21 protein-coding genes are annotated in these 23,306 nt (G+C 36.2%); 8 read left to right on the forward strand and 13 right to left on the reverse strand.

What is annotated here, in order from left to right; translation table 11 throughout:
* Positions 1-13: 13 nt before the first annotated feature.
* From HCJ45_RS08300 to HCJ45_RS08350, 11 genes are all read right to left on the reverse strand, one after another.
* Positions 14-535, reverse strand: coding sequence for a cell wall elongation regulator TseB-like domain-containing protein (locus tag HCJ45_RS08300; RefSeq protein ID WP_185345229.1), 522 nt, complete (start codon positions 533-535; stop codon positions 14-16).
* A gap of 107 nt (positions 536-642) precedes the next feature.
* Positions 643-3,429, reverse strand: a complete 2,787-nt coding sequence (gene dinG, locus HCJ45_RS08305; RefSeq protein ID WP_187124493.1) for an ATP-dependent DNA helicase DinG — start codon at positions 3,427-3,429, stop codon at positions 643-645.
* A 94-nt stretch (positions 3,430-3,523) separates the two neighbouring features.
* A complete protein-coding gene (gene panD / locus HCJ45_RS08310) occupies positions 3,524-3,907 on the reverse strand; it encodes an aspartate 1-decarboxylase (protein WP_185397876.1) in 384 nt (127 codons plus the stop codon).
* Between the two features lie 2 nt (positions 3,908-3,909).
* Positions 3,910-4,767: a pantoate--beta-alanine ligase gene (panC, locus tag HCJ45_RS08315; RefSeq protein ID WP_187124494.1), complete on the reverse strand. Its 858-nt coding sequence runs from the start codon at positions 4,765-4,767 to the stop codon at positions 3,910-3,912.
* A 4-nt stretch (positions 4,768-4,771) separates the two neighbouring features.
* Complete coding sequence (gene panB / locus HCJ45_RS08320) at positions 4,772-5,605, reverse strand: 3-methyl-2-oxobutanoate hydroxymethyltransferase (protein WP_185345237.1); 834 nt, start codon at positions 5,603-5,605, stop codon at positions 4,772-4,774.
* Between the two features lie 174 nt (positions 5,606-5,779).
* Positions 5,780-6,253, reverse strand: coding sequence for a thioredoxin family protein (locus HCJ45_RS08325; protein WP_185345239.1), 474 nt, complete (start codon positions 6,251-6,253; stop codon positions 5,780-5,782).
* Between the two features lie 142 nt (positions 6,254-6,395).
* Entirely contained in the window at positions 6,396-7,376 is a 981-nt protein-coding gene (locus tag HCJ45_RS08330; protein WP_185345241.1) for a biotin--[acetyl-CoA-carboxylase] ligase, read from the reverse strand.
* Positions 7,366-8,547 (reverse strand): CCA tRNA nucleotidyltransferase, encoded by a 1,182-nt coding sequence (locus HCJ45_RS08335; protein ID WP_187124495.1) that lies wholly within the window; start codon positions 8,545-8,547, stop codon positions 7,366-7,368. Before HCJ45_RS08335 ends, HCJ45_RS08330 begins: the two co-directional genes overlap by 11 nt.
* 15 nt (positions 8,548-8,562) lie before the next feature.
* Positions 8,563-8,967: a methylglyoxal synthase gene (mgsA, locus tag HCJ45_RS08340; RefSeq protein WP_187124547.1), complete on the reverse strand. Its 405-nt coding sequence runs from the start codon at positions 8,965-8,967 to the stop codon at positions 8,563-8,565.
* A 15-nt stretch (positions 8,968-8,982) separates the two neighbouring features.
* Entirely contained in the window at positions 8,983-9,774 is a 792-nt protein-coding gene (gene dapB / locus HCJ45_RS08345; RefSeq protein ID WP_187124496.1) for a 4-hydroxy-tetrahydrodipicolinate reductase, read from the reverse strand.
* Positions 9,771-10,106: a nucleotide pyrophosphohydrolase gene (locus HCJ45_RS08350; protein ID WP_185380800.1), complete on the reverse strand. Its 336-nt coding sequence runs from the start codon at positions 10,104-10,106 to the stop codon at positions 9,771-9,773. The genes dapB and HCJ45_RS08350 overlap by 4 nt, the downstream gene beginning before the upstream one ends.
* 140 nt (positions 10,107-10,246) lie before the next feature.
* Between HCJ45_RS08350 and HCJ45_RS08355 the strand changes: the two genes are divergently transcribed.
* Positions 10,247-11,113 (forward strand): YitT family protein, encoded by an 867-nt coding sequence (locus HCJ45_RS08355; RefSeq protein WP_187124497.1) that lies wholly within the window; start codon positions 10,247-10,249, stop codon positions 11,111-11,113.
* Here the strand turns inward: HCJ45_RS08355 and HCJ45_RS08360 are convergent.
* Entirely contained in the window at positions 11,103-12,209 is a 1,107-nt protein-coding gene (locus tag HCJ45_RS08360; protein WP_187124498.1) for an NAD(P)/FAD-dependent oxidoreductase, read from the reverse strand. The genes HCJ45_RS08355 and HCJ45_RS08360 overlap by 11 nt on opposite strands.
* A gap of 315 nt (positions 12,210-12,524) precedes the next feature.
* On the opposite strand from HCJ45_RS08360, the gene HCJ45_RS08365 reads away from it, so the two are divergent.
* The 7 genes from HCJ45_RS08365 (at position 12,525) to pflB (ending at position 21,883) form a co-directional block, all read left to right on the forward strand.
* Entirely contained in the window at positions 12,525-13,661 is a 1,137-nt protein-coding gene (locus tag HCJ45_RS08365) for a GGDEF domain-containing protein (RefSeq protein WP_187124499.1), read from the forward strand.
* Positions 13,662-13,685: 24 nt separating this feature from the next.
* Positions 13,686-14,813 (forward strand): GGDEF domain-containing protein, encoded by a 1,128-nt coding sequence (locus tag HCJ45_RS08370; RefSeq protein ID WP_187124500.1) that lies wholly within the window; start codon positions 13,686-13,688, stop codon positions 14,811-14,813.
* Positions 14,810-15,820 carry a glycoside transferase gene (locus tag HCJ45_RS08375; protein ID WP_187124501.1) on the forward strand — a complete coding sequence of 337 codons (1,011 nt, stop codon included), beginning with the start codon at positions 14,810-14,812 and terminating at the stop codon, positions 15,818-15,820. The genes HCJ45_RS08370 and HCJ45_RS08375 overlap by 4 nt, the downstream gene beginning before the upstream one ends.
* 18 nt (positions 15,821-15,838) lie before the next feature.
* Complete coding sequence (locus HCJ45_RS08380) at positions 15,839-16,522, forward strand: EAL domain-containing protein (protein WP_187124502.1); 684 nt, start codon at positions 15,839-15,841, stop codon at positions 16,520-16,522.
* 111 nt (positions 16,523-16,633) lie between these two features.
* Positions 16,634-18,277, forward strand: coding sequence for an NAD-dependent malic enzyme (locus tag HCJ45_RS08385; protein WP_187124503.1), 1,644 nt, complete (start codon positions 16,634-16,636; stop codon positions 18,275-18,277).
* A gap of 2 nt (positions 18,278-18,279) precedes the next feature.
* A complete protein-coding gene (locus HCJ45_RS08390; RefSeq protein ID WP_187124504.1) occupies positions 18,280-19,281 on the forward strand; it encodes a serine hydrolase domain-containing protein in 1,002 nt (333 codons plus the stop codon).
* Between the two features lie 322 nt (positions 19,282-19,603).
* The gene (pflB, locus tag HCJ45_RS08395) at positions 19,604-21,883 is read left to right on the forward strand and encodes a formate C-acetyltransferase (RefSeq protein ID WP_187124505.1); all 2,280 of its coding nucleotides are present in this window, start codon (positions 19,604-19,606) and stop codon (positions 21,881-21,883) included.
* Between the two features lie 156 nt (positions 21,884-22,039).
* Here pflB and HCJ45_RS08400 read toward each other — a convergent pair whose 3' ends face one another.
* A complete protein-coding gene (locus HCJ45_RS08400; protein WP_187124506.1) occupies positions 22,040-23,296 on the reverse strand; it encodes a BaiN/RdsA family NAD(P)/FAD-dependent oxidoreductase in 1,257 nt (418 codons plus the stop codon).
* Positions 23,297-23,306 lie beyond the last annotated feature (10 nt).

The raw sequence follows: 23,306 nt of genomic DNA on the forward strand, positions 1-23,306 counted from the left end.
CCTCCTCTTATTTTTACAAATTCTCTATTTCTCGGTACCATTCACCTGTTTCAAAGTCAATGTCAAAATAATTTAGGTTATCGTTTTTATCTAAATAAGCCACTTCCCAAATTGGTGTACCTTTTTCCATGCCTAAATTAGCATGTAATATTTTTGTTGGATTTTTTTCTTTCTCGACTTTATCACGAGCTTGTTGTTCCGAGATACCGTCAGAGGCAAATTTCACATAGACTTTACCTGATTTTTTCTTAGGAACCCAAACAATGATATTTTCCTTCTTGCTGTTCTTACCTGTTAATACGTAATACACTTCTTGCGGACCATTGTATAAATAAAATTGATCCGTTGATTTTAAGTCCACTTGACCGCTTATTCGGTCTAAAGCTTCCTTTTCTGCATCTGATACTGGTTTTTCTGCATATCGAAAATACAGAAAAGCCGCCACAATAAGCACAATAATTATGCCGAGAATAATCGCTATCCATTTACCGATCTTACGCTTAGGTTTTCTATTTCGCAAAATAATCTCGCTCATTTCTATTTCTAAATTACCGGTAAATTACCCGGCGTATGCATTTTCATTTTCGCATAGATACATTATAGCAATAGCCGCCGTATATTTGAAGTCATATTAAGAAAAATTTAACCTTCCTTAAAGAATTCACTAACTTCTTCTAGTAAAACAGCTTGCTTTCCTTTTAAAATGGGGGCATTAGGAATAGAATCTAAAAATGCTTTTCCAAATCTAGTTGTATCCACTCGATTATCAAAAATAAAGACAATACCACGGTCAGACTCCCGTCGAATTAAACGTCCAAAGCCTTGTTTAAAGCGAAGAACAGCTTCTGGTAAGGAGTAGGTTTGAAAAGCATTTTCACCACGTTCTTTTCGTAAAGCAATTTGCGCTTTTGTATAAGGATCATCCATCGGCGCAAACGGTAACCTAACAATAATAAGACATGATAAGTCCTCTCCTGGAATATCAATCCCTTCCCAAAAACTTGTCGTTCCTAACAAAATGGCCTTATCAAACATTTGAAATTGTTTCGTAAGTCTTGCCGCACTACCTGCTGAAACGCCCTGTGCAAGCAACACATATTCTTCCAACGACTTCTCATTTTTCATGTGATAATACGTTTTTTGCAGCATTTCAGAGGCTGTAAATAGGACTAGCATTCGTCCATTTGTTTTGACGGCAATATGCCTAATATATTTTGCTAGCTCAGTTGTATAGCGTTCGATTGGTGTATCTTTAATTGATGGCATATCATCAGGAATCATCACTCGAGCATTTTTCTGATAGTCAAAGGGAGAAGGAATTCGTTTTTCTATAATTTGTTCTTCTTCCAAACCTAAACTTTTCCGTAAAAAGTCAAACTTACCATTAACTGTTAATGTAGCCGAAGTCATAATGACACTTTCTTTCTTGGCGAAAAATTCTTTTCCAAGAGTTGGCTCTACTTCCATTAAAACTGCTTTAAGACGAATACTTGATACAGAATGTTTTTTGTCTGCTTGCAAGTAAATCGTTAAAATGGGGGATTTTTTATGTAGCATTTGTTCCAATTGATTGACGATATTCTTCCAATCAAGTAAGAACGCATACATTTCCTCTAAAAAAGCACTTTCTGCTACACCTAGTTCGTCTTCTTCTGCTTTTCCTTGAGCAAGTAAAGTTTCCATATTTTTCTCAGATTCTTGAAGCAAAAGGAGTACTTTCTCTGCAGCATAATACACCGCGTCATCCCAAGTATCCTTTTCGCTATTTTCCACAAGTATCACTTCTTGCAAATTTTTACGAGCATAGTTTAGTTGCATTTTTAGGAGGTTAAAAAATTCTTCTACTGCTTCTCCAAGTTTCATCGCTGCAATATCTAAATCATACAAACTATCTGCATCTGGAAAAGCCATTGACAGTCGTGTTAATAACGAATATTTGTCTAAAGATCCTAACTGATTTAAGAAATATTTTAATTTGCGATATGAAAGTACGAAACTACCCTGTGTTCTAGCGCTATCGGCAAAATGGTGGGCTTCATCAATTACCGCAAAAGCATATTTTGGTAGGGTTTCTCTTCCTGAAAAATGATCATTCAACAAAAGCGCGTGATTCACAATAACTAAATCTGCATTTTTGGCTTGTTCAACATTAAATTTATAAAAATCATGCGCTAGCCATGGATCATGTTTTTCAGAAAGAAACCAACCAGTATGTTTCATCCGATTCCAAAATAATTCCCCACCACTAGATAAATTTACTTCATCAATATCTCCCGTTGTAGTCTCTGTAAGCCAAACGAGTAATTTTAATTTCGTTACAACAACATCATATTGTGTGTCCACTTCTTCTAGTAATTGTTCGAACTTAAATAAATTCAAATAATGGTCGCGGCCTTTAAGTAAACTCGCCCTTACTTCAAAACCAGTTAATTTGGTAAGTAGCGAGACATCTTTTTCAAATAACTGTGCTTGGAGTAAATTCGTATATGTACTAATAACAACCGGTAACTTCGCTTGTTTTGCTTGATAAATCGCCGGCAAAAAATAACCAAGTGATTTACCGATTCCAGTCCCTGCTTCGATTAAAGCATGCTTACCAGATTTCATCGCTTGGAAAACAAGATTCATCATTTCAAATTGTCCCGTTCTTGTATACAATGGTGCGCCAGCTTTTTGAAAAAGCGCAACTTTATCTGCATCGGTTTCAGGAAAATCAAGCAAATCCGACCGGTTATAACTAGGCCGTTCTACTGATTTTTTACGAATAACTAAACTTCGGTGCTCTATAAATTTTGGCTCTAAAGGCTGGTTAGCACGTTCTTTTTTCATTTCTATGTCGAATAAAAGTTCCGGTAAATAGCTTTTTAGACTTCCGGAAACGGTAGTCATTTGTCTGATCACTGGAAGGGGCAATTCCTCTAATTTTTGAAGTAATAATAGTAGTAAATCTGCTGTTACTTCAGCGTCACTGTCGGCTTGGTGCGGCTTATCATGGCCAAGACCGAATTCATCCGATAAATCTTGCAATTTGTAACTATCAATTCCTGGATACATAATTCTCGCTAATTCCACTGTATCTAATTTCTTCATTTTTCCAAGAGAGATTCCCGCACGATTCATTTCTCTCTCCAAAAATGTCCAATCAAAGGAAACATTGTGTGCAACAAATATTGTATCTTCTAATAAACTAGCAATAATAGGTGCTACGTCTTCAAATAAAGGAGCATCTTTTACATCTTTTGGAGAAATTCCCGTTAATTCTTGAATAAAAGCAGGAATTGGTTTTTCTGGATTTAAAAAAGTAGCGTAGGTTTCGAGTCGTTTGCCAGATTCTACAAAACAAGCAGCGAACTGAATAATCCTGTCATCACGTGAAGCTTGGTTCCCTGTTGTTTCTAGATCTACTACTATATAACGTTTCTCTTTCATCCGCCAACCTCTTTCTAAACTTCTTTTATTCAAAAACTAGCGTAGTAAACAAACGAGCAGCTTGAGCAAAAAATCACTCAAGCTTCCCGAATTACTATAAAGTCGTATGCGCTTTTTCTTCTGGAAGAATCATTTCAATTTGGTTCTTTTCATCTAATACTACAATTTTTGGTTCATGTGCACTTACTTCTTCTGCGGTAAACATACCATAACTGATAATAATTACTACATCACCTACTTGCACATGCCTTGCAGCAGCACCATTTAGGCAAATCACCCCACTACCAGGTTCTCCTGGAATAATATAGGTTTCTATTCTTGCACCATTATTATTATTAACAATTTGTACTTTTTCATTTGGGCGCATATCCACTGCTTCTAGTATAGCTGAATCAATGGTAATACTGCCTACATAATTTAGATTGGCTTCTGTAACTGTTGCTCGGTGAATTTTGCCATTCATCATTGTTCTAATCATTTTTACCGCCTCTTTACATTTATTAATTCGTTATCAATTAAACGAGCTTTGGAATATTTCACTGCAGCTGCAATAATAATGCCTTTAGTCCAGTCCGTTACAGGTGTAAATTCTGGATAGGAATAGATTGCTAAATACGCTATTTTTTCATGTGCTGTTTGCTGATTTATTGTTGCAGTCATTTGCTGAATAATATTAGTTTCATTCGTAACTCCAGATTCAATTAAGCTACGTCCAAGTGTGAGTGCTTTATGAATAACTGGTGCTTCTTTACGCTCAAGCTCACTTAAATACACATTTCGCGAGCTTTTTGCTAGTCCGTCCGCTTCTCTAACAGTAGGTATTATCCGAAGATTGACTGGGAAAAAGTAGTCTTCTACCAAACCAGAAACAACGGCTACTTGTTGGGCATCTTTTTGTCCAAAATAGGCATTATTAGGACTTACTAAGTGAAATAATTTCGTAAGCACGGTGACAACGCCATCAAAATGGCCTTCTCGGTCCGCACCGTCTAGAACAGATACACGTTTTTCTACATGTAACTTAGTAGCAAGCTCATCTGGATATATTTCTTCTACGGATGGAATAAATAAAATATCTACACCGCCTTGTTCAGCAAGTGTACTATCATGAACTTCATCACGTGGATATGCATCAAAATCTTCGTTAGGTCCAAATTGGGTTGGATTGACAAAAACACTCATTACTACAAAATCATTTTCTTTTCTAGCATGGCTGACAAGGCTCATATGTCCTTCATGTAAAAATCCCATTGTCGGTACAAAACCAATAGTTTGATTGGCTTTTTTTTGGTTAATAATTGCCTCTTGTAGTTCTTTTCTGCTTCGAATGATTAACATTATCTTATTCCTTTCCGTATAGGCCCTTTAAATCTTCTTCAGCCATCGTAAAGCTATGTTTTACTTCAGGAAATGTTCTCGCTTTTACTTCTTTCACATAATTTGAAAGTGCGGATTCGATGGTTTCATCAATATCTGCATATGCTTTCACAAATTTTGCCCGTCTACTAATTCCGTAACCAACCATATCGTGATAAACAAGAACTTGTCCGTCTGTTTCAACACCAGCACCAATACCAATAGTTGGGATAGAAAGCGCCTTTGTTACTTTTTCGGCCAGCTGACGAGGGATTGCTTCTAAAACAACAGCAATAGCTCCTGCTGCCTCAACTGCTAAGGCATTTTCAATTAGTTCTTGCGCTTCTTCTGCTGATTTAGCTCGAACTTTGTAACTTCCTGTAAGTCCCACGCTTTGTGGTGTTAAGCCAAGATGAGCAACTACTGGTGCGCCGGCTTCTGTTAATCGAGCAATTTTGTTAATAACTTCTTTGGCGCCTTCAAGCTTAACTGCCTGGGCCCCACTTTCCTGAATGATTCGACGTGCATATTGTATTGTCTCATCCACCGAGCCATGATAAGTCATAAATGGCATATCTGTTACAACAAATGTGTTAGGTGCGCCACGCTTCACCGCTTTTGTATGGTGAATCATATCTTCCACTGTGACTGGAACTGTAGAATCATAGCCTAAAACTACCATTCCAAGCGAATCCCCAACTAAAATCATATCAGCATCTGCTTGTTCCACATTCTTTGCAGAAGGATAATCATAAGCGGTAATCATCGTTATTTTTTCTTCATTTTCTTTCATAGCAAAAAAATCTACTGGTTTTTTCATTTTCTTAGCTCCTTTTCGTCCCTGTTAAATTACTTTAATCAAGGCAAAAAACATATTTTGGGTAAGTAGCGGTAGGGTAGTATGATCCTAAATTAGGTATCATCCATTCATTGCTACCATATGTATAATAACATAAATATGCACTTACTTAAAGTATGCAAATTGGAGAGGAAACTACTCTTTGACCTCTCCACTTGCTTTATTCATCCAGTCTGTTAATTTTTCAGGTTCATCTGTTGCTTCATAGGTGGATGCTACTTTTCCTTCTTTTAAATACACTAGTGTTGGTACTGATTCAATACCCATTTTCTTTAAAAGTGCGGTCATATCCTCACGACTTTTTTCGGATGCTTTATCGGTATTATAATAAGCTAATGGCTCTTCTAATTGTCGTGTTTCTAGTTCTTTTTTTAGGATAGGTTGAAAAGCTTGGCAGTCGGCACACGTTGGGCGTCCAACATAGACAAAACCTGTATTTTTATTTGACATTTTCTGTTTAAAATCGCTTGTAGAAATGGTTTTTAAAAAGGTGGCACTTTCTTTTTCTGTTTCTTTTACTTTATTCTCTGCTTCTTCTTTATTGTCTCCGCATGCGCCAAGAGCTAGCACTACAGTCATCATTACTAACAAGACTATTATTTTTTTCATAAACACAACTCCTTGAACTGATTATACTCGATTTTTTTCAAAAAATAAAAACTCGAAAAAGTGGTTTTCACACTATAAATTCGAGTTAAAAGATATGTTTTTCATTATTAAACAAGGATAAAATAAGTTTTTAATCGGCAAATTATTTATTTTCACTATCCAGTAAAATATCTGCTGAATATATGGAATGTACTTCTCCAAGGGCGTCTTGTAATAGCAATACTCCTTCATCAGAAATACCTTTTACATGTCCATAAATATTGCCTTTAGTTGTACTTGCTGTTAATTTTTCTCCAAATGGGATTGCTTTTGTTTCCCATAAAAGCTTAATTGGTGCAAAACCTTTATCTAGAAAAAGTTGATAATATTTTTCTAAGGAGGTTAAAATTTCTTGTAATAATGCTTTTCTAGAAACAGGTGTACCTAACTCTAATTGTAGCGAACTTGCTTTATCTTTGATTTCTTCTGGGAACTGTTGTTGATTGACATTTATACCCATGCCAATAATGACAGCATGGATAGTTTCTGCTTCTGCTTGCATTTCGGTTAAAACACCACATATTTTTCGTTTTCCAATATAAATATCATTTGGCCACTTGATTTTCGGCTCTAGTTTTGTGATATTTTCAATTGCTTCTATGATTGCGAGGGAAGCAATAAAGGTGAATTGCGGTACTTTTTGAATGGGGATTTGTGGTTTTAAAATCACACTCATCCAAATACCTTCTCCTTTTTTTGAGTCCCATGGTCTTAGTAAACGCCCTTTGCCAGCAGTTTGTTCATTAGCTACGATGACGGTTCCTTCTGGGCTTGAATCAATTTGCTGATGAGCGATAATTTGGGTAGAGGCAACCGACTCATGTATTTCTAAGTGCTGACCGATAAACTGTGTCTCCAAACCAAGAAGCAATGCATCTTTTGTGTATTGTTCAGGTGTTGCCGACAAGCGATAACCACGATTTCTAATTGCTTCTATTTCGAAGCCTTCCTTTCGAAGTGACTCCATTTGCTTCCAAACAGCTGTACGTGAGCAACCTAAGCTATCCGCAATTTCTTGTCCAGATAAATAGGTGTCGTTACTTTCTGTAAATAGAGCGAGTAATTTTTCCCGATTATTCTTCATGATAGCCTAGCCACCTTTTTATTGCATTTTTTTCGTTATTAATTTCCTTTAAAATGACAGCTTGCTCGATTTTATCAAGTGTTTCTTTCATCCACGGTCCAGCCTGCTTTCCTGACCAGTTTAAAATATCGGCACCAGTTATTGCGAGTTCTTTTTTGGAATGGATAGGGAGCGCTTGATAAGCTTTATGAAGCAATTCTAATTGGCTTTCCCCAAACCGAATACTATTTATTTCATCTACTAATGAAAAGGCTGTTATTCCAGCATGATAAAGTTCTTCTTTGGACCAATTTTGCTTATTAGTTAGTGCATACGAATATGTTTTATTCACCAATTGAACTGTATTATTTGGTAATTTCCAGGCTTTTAAAAAAGTAGTGATATTACTTGGTTTTACTGCAATAGCTAGTCCTAACCAAATAGCCGCTTCTGTGGTTCGATTTTCCCAGTCCCAACTAGCAAATTGTTCCAGTGCGACTTTTTCTCCTTTTAACCCCGGCAAAAAAGATTCCATTTCCACTTTTAATAAAAGTTCCATTGCACGTTTTAACGCTGGCCCTTTGATCATTTTCACCCATTCTACTGTTATTCGTTCAACTGATGTATGCTTCATCAAATCAATGTGTTTTTGTAAGGCAGTCGCTGTTTCTTCCTCTAAATAAAAATCTAATTGACTAAGAAAGCGAACCGCTCGCATCATTCTAAGGGCATCTTCGTGAAAGCGCTCAGAAGCTTTGCCAACAGCTTTAATTTCCTTTTTCTGAATAGAAATTTGACCTGAAAATGGGTCATGTAATTCGAAGTTTTTGTCCATTGCAATAGCATTCATCGTAAAATCTCGTCGTAATAAATCTTCTTCTAATGAACGAATAAAAGTTACTTCACTTGGGCGGCGATAATCTTCATAGGCACCTTCTGTTCGAAAAGTAGTTACTTCATAGTTTTCCTTATTTTCTCTTACAGTAACTGTTCCATGAGCAATCCCCGTATCGTAAGTCGCTGGGAAAATCATTTTCACTTCTTTTGGAAAAGCACTAGTAGCAATATCAACATCGGAAATCGTTCTATTTAGTAAGTAATCTCTGACAGATCCGCCAACAAAATACGCTTCAAATCCCGCAGTCGTCAATTTTTGCAATACAGGAAGCGCCTTTTTAAAAACGTCATTCATCTGTCAACCGCTCCTTTATTCATCGTTTCTTCGTAAATCTCGCCAATCAAGAAAACCAGCGCCTAACCCACGAATCAAAATTTCTGCTGTTCCAATATTTGTAGCAAGTGGCATTTCGTATACATCACAAAGTCGAATTAATGCCGTAACATCAGGTTCATGTGGTTGCGCAGTTAATGGGTCGCGCAAGAAAATAACTAAATCCATTTTATTTTCAGAGATGCGGGCACCAATTTGTTGGTCTCCGCCAAGTGGCCCTGATTTAAAACGATTAACAGTTAGGCCAGTAGCTTCCATGACACGTAACCCCGTTGTACCTGTTGCGTATAATTCATGTGGCTCTAGTAGATGTTTATATGCAGTCGCAAATCCTACCATCAACTCTTTTTTCTCGTCGTGTGCAATTAATGCGATATGCATCTCCATCACCAATCCTTAGTCTAAAATATTTTCTAAGCCATAAATAAGTGTTTCTAACTCTTTTGTTTTACGAACAGCAAGTGCTACCCCGGACATAAAGGAAACCCTGTCGTATGAGTCATGGCGCAATGTTAAGCCTTGACCTTCTGCACCAAAAATCACTTCTTGATGCGCAACAAGACCAGGTAAGCGGACACTATGAATTCGCATTCCTTCAAATTCTCCACCTCTTGCCCCTTCAATCAACTCCACTTCTTCTTCTGCACCTTGTTTGACATAGTCTCGTACTTCCGCCATCATTTCCGCCGTTTTAACCGCCGTACCACTTGGCGCATCTAATTTATTATCATGATGTAATTCAATAATTTCTACATTAGGAAAATACTTTGCTGCTTTTTGGGCAAATTGCATCATTAAAACTGCTCCTACAGCAAAATTCGGTGCAATCACTGCGCCAATTTTTTTAGCTTCTGCCATTTTTCTAAGTTCTGCAATTTGTTCAGCTTGAAACCCTGTCGTTCCAACTACAGCACGAACGCCATGTTCTATAATGGTTTTTGTATTATTATACCCAACTTTAGGTGTTGTAAAATCTACCACGCAATCAGGTTTTGATTCTTCTAACATAGTAGCCAAATCACTATAAACTGGAACATCTACAATGCTAAACTCTGCTATTTCACAAATATTTTTTTCTTTTGGTTTATGATCGAGTACAGCAATAAGTTCTAAGCCCTCTTCTTTTAAAATCGTTTTTACAACCTCATGTCCCATTCTTCCTTTAAATCCAGATACTGCTACTTTCATTCTGATTGTTCCTCCTTTTTAGTCCAGCGATTTTTATCGCGTTCTTTAAATTTCGTCATTACGGTATCATGGGCTTGTTCCATATCAATACCAAGTGAATTAGCCATACAAGTAAGTACGAATAAGCAATCACCAAGTTCTTCTGCAACTGTTTTTTCAGGTTCACTTGATTTTTTTGGCTTTTCTCCATAATAATGATTAATTTCACGAGCTAATTCACCCGTTTCTTCTGTAATTCGCGCCATCATTGCTAGTGGGGAAAAATAACCTTCCTCGAAACCACCAATGAAGTCATCCACTTCTTTTTGTATTTCTAGCATTGTTTTCGCCATAGGTTCCCCTCCTTTTTATGTTAAACTGAAATTGGTTTTAAATCCATAATTGTTAACTTCATTTCATTATACCTAAACAAATACGCACAAGTCCATGATTTTTCACTTACGTACGAAATAGATTGCAAGGAGGAAAAATGATGTTAAAAACACTTCGCACCAAAAATATTTGCTTTATTATGCTTGGGACAGCGATTTATGCATTTGGTCTTGTAAACTTTAATATCGCCAACGATTTAGGTGAAGGTGGCCTTGCTGGTGTGACACTTTTCTTACTACATTTTTTTCAAATTGATCCAGCATACTCAAATTTAGTTCTAAATATTCCATTATTCATTTTAGGGTGGCGCGTATTAGGAAATCGCTCCCTTATCTATACTGGTATTGGAACGGTCAGTTTATCGCTATTTTTATGGATTTTCCAGCGCATCCCTTATACATTAGATTTACATAATGATTTACTTTTAGTGGCACTTTTTGCTGGTGGTTTCAGTGGTGTTGGATTAGGTTTAGTGTTTCGATATGGTGGCACAACTGGTGGCAGTGATATTATCGCCAAATTACTAAATCATACAAAGGGTATTAGTATGGGACGAACACTGTTTGCAATTGATGCGATTGTTTTGCTTGCCTCTCTTTCTTATTTGGATATTCGTCAAGTAATGTATACGCTCGTTGCTGTTTTTATCGGTTCACGTGTCATTGATTTTGTTCAAGAAGGCGCCTATGCTGCTCGCGGTGCATTAATTATTTCTAAAAATAATGATCTAATTGCTTCTCATGTGCTGCTTTCAATGAATCGTGGTGTGACTATTTTAGAAGGGCGAGGTGCTTTTTCTAAAAATGAACAAGATGTCCTCTATATCGTTGTCGCTAAAAATGAAATAATCCAGTTAAAAAATATCGTTCAAGCAGTTGATCCTCATGCATTTGTGTCCGTTAGTGTTGTTCATGATGTTATGGGAGAAGGATTTACATTAGATGAAAATAAAAATCCTATTTACTAATATATTTGCTTGGTAAATAATTTTCTAATGGTAACTCACTTGGTCGACCAAGCGCCAGATCCGCCAGAATTTTCCCAACATATGGACCGGTTGTTAACCCTGAAGCTCCAAGTCCATTTGCAAGAAATATGGAATCAAAACCCGGAAGCGAACCGATTAATGGTGCAAAATCTGGCGTATAAGCTCTTGTTCCAACCGTTATATTGGTTATCTTATCAGAAGAAATCTGCTTCATAAATTTTGTTCCTTCTTCTAAAATTTCTGCTTGTCCTTCTGCTGTTGGCTCGATATTATAGCCAGCAGTTTTTTCGTGGGTAGCACCAATAATAATTCGACCATTTTCAAAAGGAACAATTGATTTAGCACTGGGGGGTAAGATAACTGGCCAATCATCTGTTTCTGTGTTCTCAAATTTCAATTCAAGCAACTGTCCTTTTTGTGCTAACACTTCTGTTTTATATCCAGCTTCTTCTAGAAAACTCGCTAACCATGCTCCTGTGGCGATAATTAATTGGTCATAATGTATCTTTTGTTCTGCAACAGATACTTCACCGGTTGAAGAAAAAGCAGCTTTTCCCGCGATGACTTTCACACCATTTTCTTTTGCTGCTTCTAATAACGTTTGACAAAAACGACCGCCATTCACTCTAGCCGCTCCACTTACATATATTGAATGAAAACCTTCTTTAACTAAAGGAAATTTCTTTTCTGTTTCACTTTCTGTTAATTTCTCAATTGTCCCCATCGCTGGCGCTTCTAATCGTCTGCTTTTTGCTAGTTCAAAAAGCTGCTCGACTTTTTCCTCTGTTGACCTAAGTGCAAGAACACCTACTTGCTTATAACCTGTTTCTTTTCCTGTATCCTCACTAAGCATCTGAGCTATCTTTGGGTAAAATGCAGCACTATTTTTTGCTAATTCATACCAATATTTATTCCGCCTTTTCGAAAGCCACGGACAGATAATTCCAGCAGCAGCTCTACTTGCTTGTCCCTTCTCATTGGAATCAATTAATGTTACTTCTACATCCTCTTTCGATAGCAAATAAGCGGCACTTGCCCCAACAATTCCTGCACCAATAACTAAGATTTTTTGCATCTTGACACCTCTCCCTATCTAATTGTGACACAAGTTGACTTTTTCCATACTCTTTGTAATAATATGTGAAAATAGTTAAGTTTACAAACAACTTATAATCCTCGACTTCAATCAATCCATTGTACTAAAAATCCGACTTTAATTACACAAGGCAGATTTTGGCTTACCTCACTGTCATTACCTTTTCTCCTCCTAGAGTGCAATTCATCTTAACAATGGGTATTTGCACTGCATTTCAGCTAAAAATCCATTTTATATTCTGCCTACATTAACTTTTCAGCCGAATTATTTCGCTGAGATATGGGAGATATTTTTATGCTAAATATTCTTGAATCATTATGGAGTAGCATGGCGCTTTTTTTATCAGCGCTTTTTTTTCACGGAATGGCACTGCGAACGCTTCGAGAGAAAAAGCCTGCTTGGTTTCAAAATAAATTTGCCTATGAAATTATTAATTACTCATTAGGTATTTATTATGGTCTTTTTGGGATATACTTTATTTTTCGTGGACTACCAGGAACTGACTCCGGTATTTACACAGATATGTTACTCAATATTTTAATTGTATTGCATTTATTTTCATCGGCTGGTCCAGCAACTGTTGCACTTTTACTCATATCTATTGGCAAATTATTTTTAGGTGAAACACTTCTTATTAATATTATTTATGTTTTTTTAATTGTTGGTTTTCATTTTATTTGTATGGAAATGGTCAAACTCCGCTTAAGTACCTTTCAAAAATTAGTGTTGATTAAACTTGGTGCCATCCCGCTTATGTTACTATACTTAAATCAAAAAATACATCTCACATATAACTTCGAAAGTTTACCTAGCTGGATTTTATATTTTTCAGTTTCTTTTTTTATTACCTGTATAATTATTTCCGCAGCCTACTATGTTAACACATCTAATAAATTAATATATGATTTGCAGCAATCTACCATCCTTGATCCACTGACTGGTCTATCCAATTATCGTTATTTTGAGCAAATGTATCACAGCATTTTTCAACATGCCATCCTCAAAAAAACTGATGTAAGTTTAATTATGATGGATATTGATTATTTTAAACGGGTAAATGATACATATGGACATTTGGTTGGAAATAGCGTTTTGTCTTCATTCAGCCAAATGCTTTTAAAAATAAGTTTCCCTCCAAATACCGTAATAGCTCGGATAGGCGGAGAAGAATTTGCCATTATTTTGCCAAATACAAGCGTTAACGAAACAAAACATTTGGCAGAAAAAATCAGGAAAAAAGTTGAAAAAATGGCCTTTCCGATTATGACTAATGGGGCAGTTATTACTATTTCCGCTGGTATTGCGCATTTTAATGGTGTTAATTATCTTTCTTCTGAGGCATTGTTACAAGCAGCTGATCAAGCACTTTATAATGCGAAACAAAATGGCCGAAATCAAGTGCATATTCGAGAGACAGAAATGGTTCTTTAATTTAGCAAAAGGAGATGAATCGCCATGTTTGAAATAATCAATTCATACATAGATAGTTTAGCTCTCTTTCTTGCTATCCTTTTTATCCAAGGGATGTTGTTTCGAAAAATAAGGCAATATCGTCCTAATTGGTTTCAACATGGAAGAAGAAATGTTTTTCTTTCCATTTCACTTGGTATTTATTATGGTTTAGCAGGCGTTTATTTTATTTTTGAAGGCTTCTATGAAAATAGTAATGTTATTTATACAAATATGCGGATTTTAATTTTAATGGTTACGACTGTCTTTGGCGGCCGTTTACCTTTGATTTTCGCCTATATTGTTATGATGCTTGGACGAATTAGTTTACAGGGTGACCCGGTTATTACGACACGTTATATTATTTTAATGTCACTCGTTTTTGCGGCTTGTTTATTAGTCACTTTTTGGAAAAAAGAACGCTTTGCAAAATTTACTGCGCTTACTATTTTATCTTCTCCTGCCCTACTTTATTATTTTATGAATAATTTTGATGAAGGACGTGTCTTGCAAGATTTTGAAATTTTTGAGTATTTCTGCTTGTTTTTTGCTACTGCCCTACTCGTGTTTTATGCATGTAATTATATTGATAAAAGTAATTTAGTCATTCAAACTTTAACCGAAACCGCCATGACGGATAGTTTGACCAATTTACCTAATATGCGCTTTTTCACACAACAATTTGCATGGATTTTTACTAAATCGCAAAAAAAGAAAATACCATTATCCCTATTTATTATAGATATTGATCATTTTAAAGAGATTAATGATTTTCATGGACACCAAGCTGGTAATACTGTTTTAGCGCAGTTTAGTAGTATTCTTAAAAATCGAACATTCCCGCCACGGACTATGTTTGCGCGAATTGGCGGAGAAGAATTTGCTGTACTCCTCCAAAATGTGGATACAAAACATGCTGCATTAATTGCTAATAGTATCCGGGAAGAAATTGAACGCGCTAAATTCCCATATGCTCCAGCTAGCGGGAATGTTACCATTTCAATCGGTGTTGCTTCTGCTGATTGCTCTTTTACTACGACAGAATCATTATTTGAAGCTGCTGACCAAGCGCTCTATCAAGCAAAGCAAAATGGTCGTAATCAAATTTCTGTTCATCAGGAGGAGACTATATGAAACGGCTTATCATTATCATTATATTCATTTTTTTAGTTGGTATCGGTCTTTACTTCCTATTCCAACCAGATTTTGACTCAAAAAAAACCAACAGCAAACCTAAAAACAGCACACCAACATCTACTTCTGTTCAAACCTATGTAGAAAAAAACTACACTGCTAAAAATGGCTTAATTATTAATTATAAAAATGCTAAGGAACCACATTATTTGGCAGAGAGTATTGGGTTATATATGGAATATTTAGTAGCGGTAAATGATAGTACTACTTTTCACGAACAAGTAAATATATTGCAAAAGTACTTTATTACAGAAGATAATTTTATTAAATGGGAGGCAACTAAAGACACAACAACCAATGCGATTGTAGATGACTTCCGGATAACTAATGCGTTATATAGTGCCGGTAAAAAATTCCATCACCCTGCATATAAAAAACTAGCAGATACCTTGCTAAAAAACACTCAAAAATATAGTTCCCAAGAAAATATCCCTGTTGATTTCTATGATTTTGTTCAAAAAAAGACTGCAAACACACTGCATTTAAGTTATATGAACATTCCTGCTATGAAAAACACTAATTATTCGGAAATAGCCTATCTACCAATTCAAACGGTTCAAGCAGCACCATTTTTTACAGAAGTGTACCAAGATAAACAATTTCACTATGCCTATTCTGAGGAAGTAAATATGATTGATCAGATGCTTATCGCTATTGCTTACTACGACGAAAACGGCTTTACTGAGGAAAATTTTAATCAGTTTCTATTAAACGAACTTTCTTCTCAAGGAAAAATCTTTGCTAGGTATGATAGAAACACAGAGAAACCCATTTCTGAAAATGAGTCTACCGCCGTTTATGCGTTTTTGACACAATATTTTAACAAGACAAATCAACTCAAAAATGGTAAAATCACCAAAGGGTTACTACAAAAAATGGACACGTCTAATCCTGAAACGACCCATTTTTTTGATTATATAAATAAAGAAATAACCCTTACGAAATAACCGAAAGAAGTTGGACAAATGAAAAAGCCCTCCGTATATGAGATTATTAATCAAAATCTTTTTGATACCATATATGAACCAATTGTCATTGTGGAAAATACACAAATTTTCGGCTATGAATCACTCACCCGCCTACAAACAAATCATTGGAATGCTATAAGTGACTTTATCCAGGAAGCGGAACAAGAAGGTTTGCAAAAAGCATTTGAATTACTAACACTTCAAAATGCCGTTAAATGCTTTCACAAACACGACGATACCCCATTATTTATCAATATTTCCTACGATACTTTTTTAGATAACCAACAAGAACTTCAAGATACACTTCTTGATAACGGGAAAATAGTTTTTGAATTTTTGGAAACATCCAAGCTACCACAACAGCGAATGAGTGACTTAGATAAACAACTTCTTTTATTCCAAAAAAATCATGATACTAAATTTGCTATTGATGACTTTGGCTCGGGATACGCCGATTTACATCGTGTATTTGCACACCATTCTGATTTTGTAAAAACCGACCGCTTATTATTACGAGATTTATTTCAAAGTGATGGTAAAAAAATCTTCTTTGAGCAACTAAATAAGTATGTTAAAAAACATCATAAAGCTTTAATAGTGGAAGGTGTCGAAACAAAAGAGCAATTAACCTTTTTACAAGATATTGGAATACCCTATGCGCAAGGTTATTATTTCCACTAAGCTAATATAAAGAAAATCTGAACTTTATCAGATTTTCTTTTATTTTGAATAAGTTGTTATTCTTGTTTTCCCCATGTAAAATAGAATTGAAAACGAAAGGAGCACTTAAAAATGACTTTGAAAACAGGTTTGGATTGTTTAAATGATCCCCTTTTGAATAAAGGTACCGCTTTTTCAACAGAAGAACGCATTCAATATCAATTAGAAGGCCTTATACCACCAATTATCGAAACAATAGAACAACAAGCTGCGCGCATAGAGCACCAAATAAGCAGCTTACCATCAGCAATACATAAGCACCAATTATTAACCAATTTGTATAATGAAAACCGAACACTTTATTATTACATGGTAACTAAAAATGTGACGGAATATTTACCCATTATCTATACACCAACAATTGGCGATGCGGTAATGAGCTATCACAAAGACTATACAGCTCCTGATGATGCATTATTTATTGATGCGTTTGCTCCTGAACAACTGGCTACAACTTTGCAAAACTATGCCAATAATCACACCAATATTGATATGATTATAATTACAGATGGAAAAGGTGTGCTCGGCATTGGAGATTGGGGTGTTAATGGAGTGAAAATCGCCATTGGGAAGCTTGCTGTTTATACAGTCGCTGCTGGTCTTGCTCCTGAACGTGTATTACCGATTATTATTGATGCCGGTACTAATAATGAGGTGCTCCTAAATGACCCTCGTTATTTAGGCCACAAACGTCCACGCTTATCCGAAACAGCATATGATAACTTTATCGCTTCATTTGTGGATGCGATAAAAACCACTTTTCCAAATGCTATTCTTCACTGGGAAGATTTTGGCAGAGCAAATGCTAGTCGAATTTTGCAAAATTATCGTCATAAAATTTGTACTTTTAATGATGATATTCAGGGAACTGGCGCAATGGTTGTTGCTGCTGCTCTTGCTACGATTAATGTTTCCAAAATCCCTTTAAGTAAACAAAAAATAATTATTTTTGGAGCTGGGACTGCTGGAATTGGCATTGCCGATCAACTAAGTGGAGAGTTAATGCGTGAAACTGGCCTTTCTTTTGAAGAAGCCAAAAAGCAGTTTTATCTTGTTGATCGTGCTGGGTTAGTTTTGGATAATATGAGTGACTTAACAATTGGGCAAACAAAATATGCGCATGCTCCTGCTGACTGGAAAGGCACATCAACAAAAACATTAGAACAGTTAGTAGAGCTTATTCAACCAACCATGCTGATTGGCTGTTCAGGTGTTGCTGGGGCTTTTACCGAGCATCTCATTCGAAAAATGGCTGCACATACTGAACGACCGGCGATTTTGCCGCTCTCTAACCCTACAAAATTAGCAGAAGCAACCGCAGAAGATTTAATTAATTGGACTGATGGTAAAGCGCTTATTGTTACAGGCAGTCCCTCAAAACCTGTTGTATTTCAAGATACGACTTACGAAATTGGTCAAGCGAACAATGCGTTACTTTATCCAGGGTTAGGTCTTGGAGCAGTAGTTACCCGCTCTAAATATATTACAGATGGAATGTTAGCGGCTGCCTCAAAAGCTGTTGCCAACCAAATTTCTGCTGTTAAACCCGGAGCTGCTCTTTTGCCTCACGTTAGTACACTTAGAGAAACATCCCGCCAAGTAGCCATCGCTGTTGCTAACCAAGCTATTTCTGAAAAGCTACATCAAGTGGAAATGGATAATGTGACAACTGCTGTTGAACTTGAAATGTGGCAACCAACTTACAAAGGAGTTTAGTTATGTTCTATAAAACAAAGCAATTACTAGATCAACTAGTCCAAAATGGCTCTACTCCTGGAATCAGCTATCAGATTAAAACAGCAGATTTTGAAGAAACTAGCATACTCGGGTTAAAAGCTGTTTTTCCAGAAGCAGAGTTATTACCAAGAACAAAAGATAATATTTATGATATTGCCTCTTTGACAAAAGTAATTGCAACTACTACTCGTGTTTTACAGCTCATTGAACAGCAAAAATTCCAACTACATGACAAAATCCAAACCTATTTACCTGATTTTCAATATTCTAATGTAACTATTCTACATTTACTGACTCATAGCTCTGGTCTCGCAAAAAATATTCCTAATTTCGAAATGCGCTCAGCAACAGATGTTATGCGTTATGTATATGCCACACCACAAGAATGTTCACCAGGAACAAATGTCACCTATGCAGATGCAAACTTTCTTTTATTGGGGTATTTAATTACTAAGTTCGATGGAAATTATGAAGAAGCCATTCAGAAAAATATTCTTGAACCGCTCCAAATGAGCCACTCAAGCTTCCATCCAGCACATAAAAAACAAGTTATTCCGACAGAACTTGATCAAGTGCGAGGGTTAATTCAAGGAGACGTACATGATTTTAAAGCATGGACAGCAAAATCTGGAACTGGACATGCTGGACTTTTTAGCACACTAGATGATTTAGCCAAATTTCGTGATGCTCTTTTATTTCATCATGGAGCACCTATATTATCTGAACATATGCTCCAGCAAATGAGAATTAATCACACACCAGGACTTAATCGGTCACGGGGACTTGGTTGGGATTTACTTGGAGATTCTGTTTTATATCATACTGGATTTACCGGAACATTTATGATACTTGATTTAAAACAACAAGCTAGCCTAATTGTTTTATCAAACCGAGTGCACCCTAGTCGAGCCAATCCAAATTTTGTATTAAAAAGAGACGATATTGTTGCTAAGTTTTTAGAAGAAGTTACTACTCAAAAATAACCCTAATCACTTATTAAGATTAATTCCTACTTTAGAAAACCGGAAATTCTCCACATTAAATATTGGAGAATTTCCGGTTTTCTATCTCTATGTAGCTTACAAAAAAGCATCCATCCAACTCCCTACCCTATTTTCCCCTAAAAAACTGTATTAACACAGTGTATGAAAGCCTTTTCTAGTTATATAAAAGAAATTTATTTTCTTTGCTATTTTATATTGTTTTCGTTTTCACAAAAGAGTATGCTTTTTAAGTAAAGAAAGATTCGTGCGTTAGGAATCTGCTTTTAAGTGAAAGACAGCACAATTAAAGGAGGAAATTATAATGACAAAAGCATGGGATGGTTTTAAAGGAACCACTTGGCAAGAAAACATCAGTGTAGGTGATTTCGTTCAAAACAACTACACTCCTTATGATGGCGATGAAAGTTTCTTAGAAAAGAGCACACCAAGAACAACAAAACTAAATGAAAAAATTAATAAATTAGTAGAAGAAATGGATGCAAAAGGTGGCGTTCTTGATATGGATAACGCCATTGTATCAAATGTCGCTTCTCATAAAGCTGGTTATGTTGATCAAGAAAATGAAGTTATTGTTGGTTTACAAACAGATAAACCTTTCAAATTAGCTTTCATGCCAAACGGTGGACTTAGAACTGCGGAACAATGTTTAACAGACAATGGCTATTCTATCGACCAAGAATTACATGACTTTTACGTAAAAAATCGTTCTACAGCAAATGACGGTATTTTTAGAGCTTATACAGATGATATTAAACGTGCGCGTCACTCTCATATCGTTAGTGGTCTTCCAGATGCATACTCACGCGGAAGAATTATCGGCTTATATCAAAAACCTGCACTATACGGTGTAGATCGTTTAATCGCTGAAAAACAACAAGACTTGAAAAAAATTGCAATTTCATCCGATGAAAATATCCGTTTACGTGAAGAAATCTGGTTGCAAATCAAAGCGCTTAAAGACTTAATTGTTTTAGGTAACGAATATGGTCTAGAACTTGGCCGTCCAGCAGAAAACGCAACTGAAGCTGTACAATGGACTTACATGGGGTACCTTGCTTCTATTAAACAAGCAAATGGTGCTGCAAGCTCATTTGGTCGTATTCCTATTTTCCTTGATATCTACATCCAACGTGATTTAGAAAGAGGAATTATCACTGAATTCGATGCTCAAGAATTAATCGAACAACTAACTTTAAAATTAAGAATGGTACGTTTTGCAAGAACAGATGGCTATAATGAACTTTACGCTTCCAACCCAACTTTTGTAACAACTTCTATGGCTGGTATGGGTGCAGACGGTCGTCATCGTGTTACTAAAACAGACTATCGTTTCTTACATTGCTTAGATAATCTTGGAAACTCTGCTGAACCAAACTTAACTGTCCTTTGGGATGCTCGTTTGCCTGAAAGCTTTAAAGAATATTGTATGAAAATGAGTGTAAAACATTCTTCTATCCAATATGAAAATGATAAATTAATGCAAGATGAAGGCTACGGCGATATGCAATGTATTAGCTGTTGTGTTAGCCCACTTAATCCAGAAGCAGACAAAGATAAAGGTGAAACACATAATCTGCAATATTTTGGTGCTCGTGTTAACGTGCTTAAATGTCTCCTTGGTGCAATCAATGGTGGTAAAGATGATCTTCATAAAAACCAAGTATTCGACGTTGTAGAACCAATTACAACTGAATACCTTGAATACGACGAAGTACTAGATAAATTTGATAAATCAATGGACTGGTTAACTGACACTTATGTTGACGCAATGAACATCATTCACTTTATGACAGATAAATACAACTACGAAAGTATGCAAATGGCATTCTTACCTTCAAAAGTAACAGCTAACATGGGCTTCGGAATTTGCGGATTCGCGAATGTAGTCGATAGCTTAAGTGCCATTAAACATGCGAAAGTAAAAACCATTCGTGATGAAGATGGATTTGTTTATGACTATGAAGTAGAAGGCGACTTCCCTCGTTACGGTGAAAACGACGATCGTGCTGACGATATTGCCGTTATGGTTCTAAAAATGTTTAAAGACAAATTAGACTCTCACAAACTTTACAAAGATAGTGAAGCAACTGTTTCTGTTTTAACAATCACTTCTAACGTTGCTTATTCTAAACAATGTGGTAACTCCCCAGTGCATAAAGGACCTGTATTCGATGAAAATGGCAAAATCATCAAAGAACCAGAATTCTTCAGCCCAGGAGCTAACCCTTCAAATAAAGCAAAAGGTGGATTCTTAGATAACTTAGCTAGTCTTTCTAAACTACCATTCCACTATGCTAATGATGGAATTTCCTTAACCATCCAAGGCGCACCAAAAATGTTTGGTAAAACAACCGAAGAACAACATCATAACCTAGTTGGTATTTTAGATGGTTACTTCACAAAAGGTGGTCAACACATTAACTTAAATGTCTTAAATCACGAAGAAGTTATTGAAAAAATCAAAGCTGGTATCCCTGTTATCTTACGTATTAGTGGTTACTGCTTGAATACTAAAGACTTAAACGAAGAACAAAAAATGGAACTTTGCCAAAGAATGTTCCACGAAAAATTAATTGGTTAATAAAGCATTAGTGATTTAAACACTTAAAAACAGAAAATGGATTTGGTTATTCTCCTAAGGGAAAATGACCAAATCCATTTTTTATATGTTGCTTACACTACCATGTAACTATGTTAGTCCGCTAGCCTTCTTAAATAAAGAATGGGGACACTTTGCTTAAACATCTGCTGCATAAGCTCCTGCTGTATGTCCGGTTACCAAAGCACAGGTAATATTATACCCACCAGTGTAACCATTAATATCCAATATTTCACCGCAGAAAAATAATCCTTCCATTAGCTTAGATTCCATCTCTTTTGGTTTAATTTCCTTTACAGAAACACCCCCACCAGTGACAAATGCTTTTTCAAAATCAAGTGTGCCATTCACTTCAAAAGTAAAATCTTTTAATAGATGAATAAACTGCTCCATTTTTTTCGGACTTACTTGTTTATATTCTGCTGTTTCGTCCAATTGGGCTTTATCTAGCAAGAATAGTAGCATTTTTTCTTGTAAGAGCGAGCTAAGAGCATTTTTAAGCGCTTTTTTCGGATTGGCTTCTAATAACTTATTAACATCTTTTGCAAGTTCTCCTACTGATATATTTGGAAATAAATCCAGACGCATTTTTACAGTCTCTGCTCCAGTTTTCTTTAGCTCTCGAAGTACAAACATGCTACATCTAAGGGCAGCTGGACCTGATACACCAAAATGCGTGAAAATCATATCCATTTGATGGGTAATAATTGGCTTTCCTTTTGCATTTAAAACAGATAGCGATACATCCCGTAGCGACGTTCCTTGCAACACTTTTTGTTTAATAAAAGGTTCTGCCGATGTGATAGGAACTTCTGTAGGATAAAGCTCTGTAATTGTATGTCCTGCTTTTTTCGCCCAAGCATAGCCATCGCCTGTTGAACCTGTCCGAGGAACAGATTTACCGCCAACTGCAACAATTACTGCACTCGCTGAAATTTCTTGACCATCTTTTAACGTAACACCTTTTACATGACCGTCCTCATAATCAACTTGCTTCACAGCCGTTTGCATATAAATTTTCACACCTAGTTTTTCCATACGCTGAATCATTGCCTCAGCAACAGAACGTGCGCTATTGGAAACAGGAAACATCCTACCATGATCTTCCTCTTTTAGCGCCACGCCCAGTCTTTCAAAAAAGCGAATAATGTCCTCGTTATCAAATGCATGAAACGCGCTATATAAAAAGCGACCATTGCCTGGAATATGTTTAATAATTTCGTCTGCTGGCCGTCTGTTTGTTACATTACAACGTCCACCACCAGACATAATTAATTTACGACCTAATTTTGGTCCTTTTTCGATTAATAATACTCGTTTATTCTTTTCTGCTGCACTAATGGCCGCCATTAAGCCAGACGGTCCACCGCCAATTACTATTACATCAAAATCCATTGTCCCGCTC

Origin of the sequence: Listeria immobilis, from assembly GCF_014322845.1 — a bacterium.
Classification (GTDB): Bacteria; Bacillota; Bacilli; order Lactobacillales; family Listeriaceae; genus Listeria; species Listeria immobilis.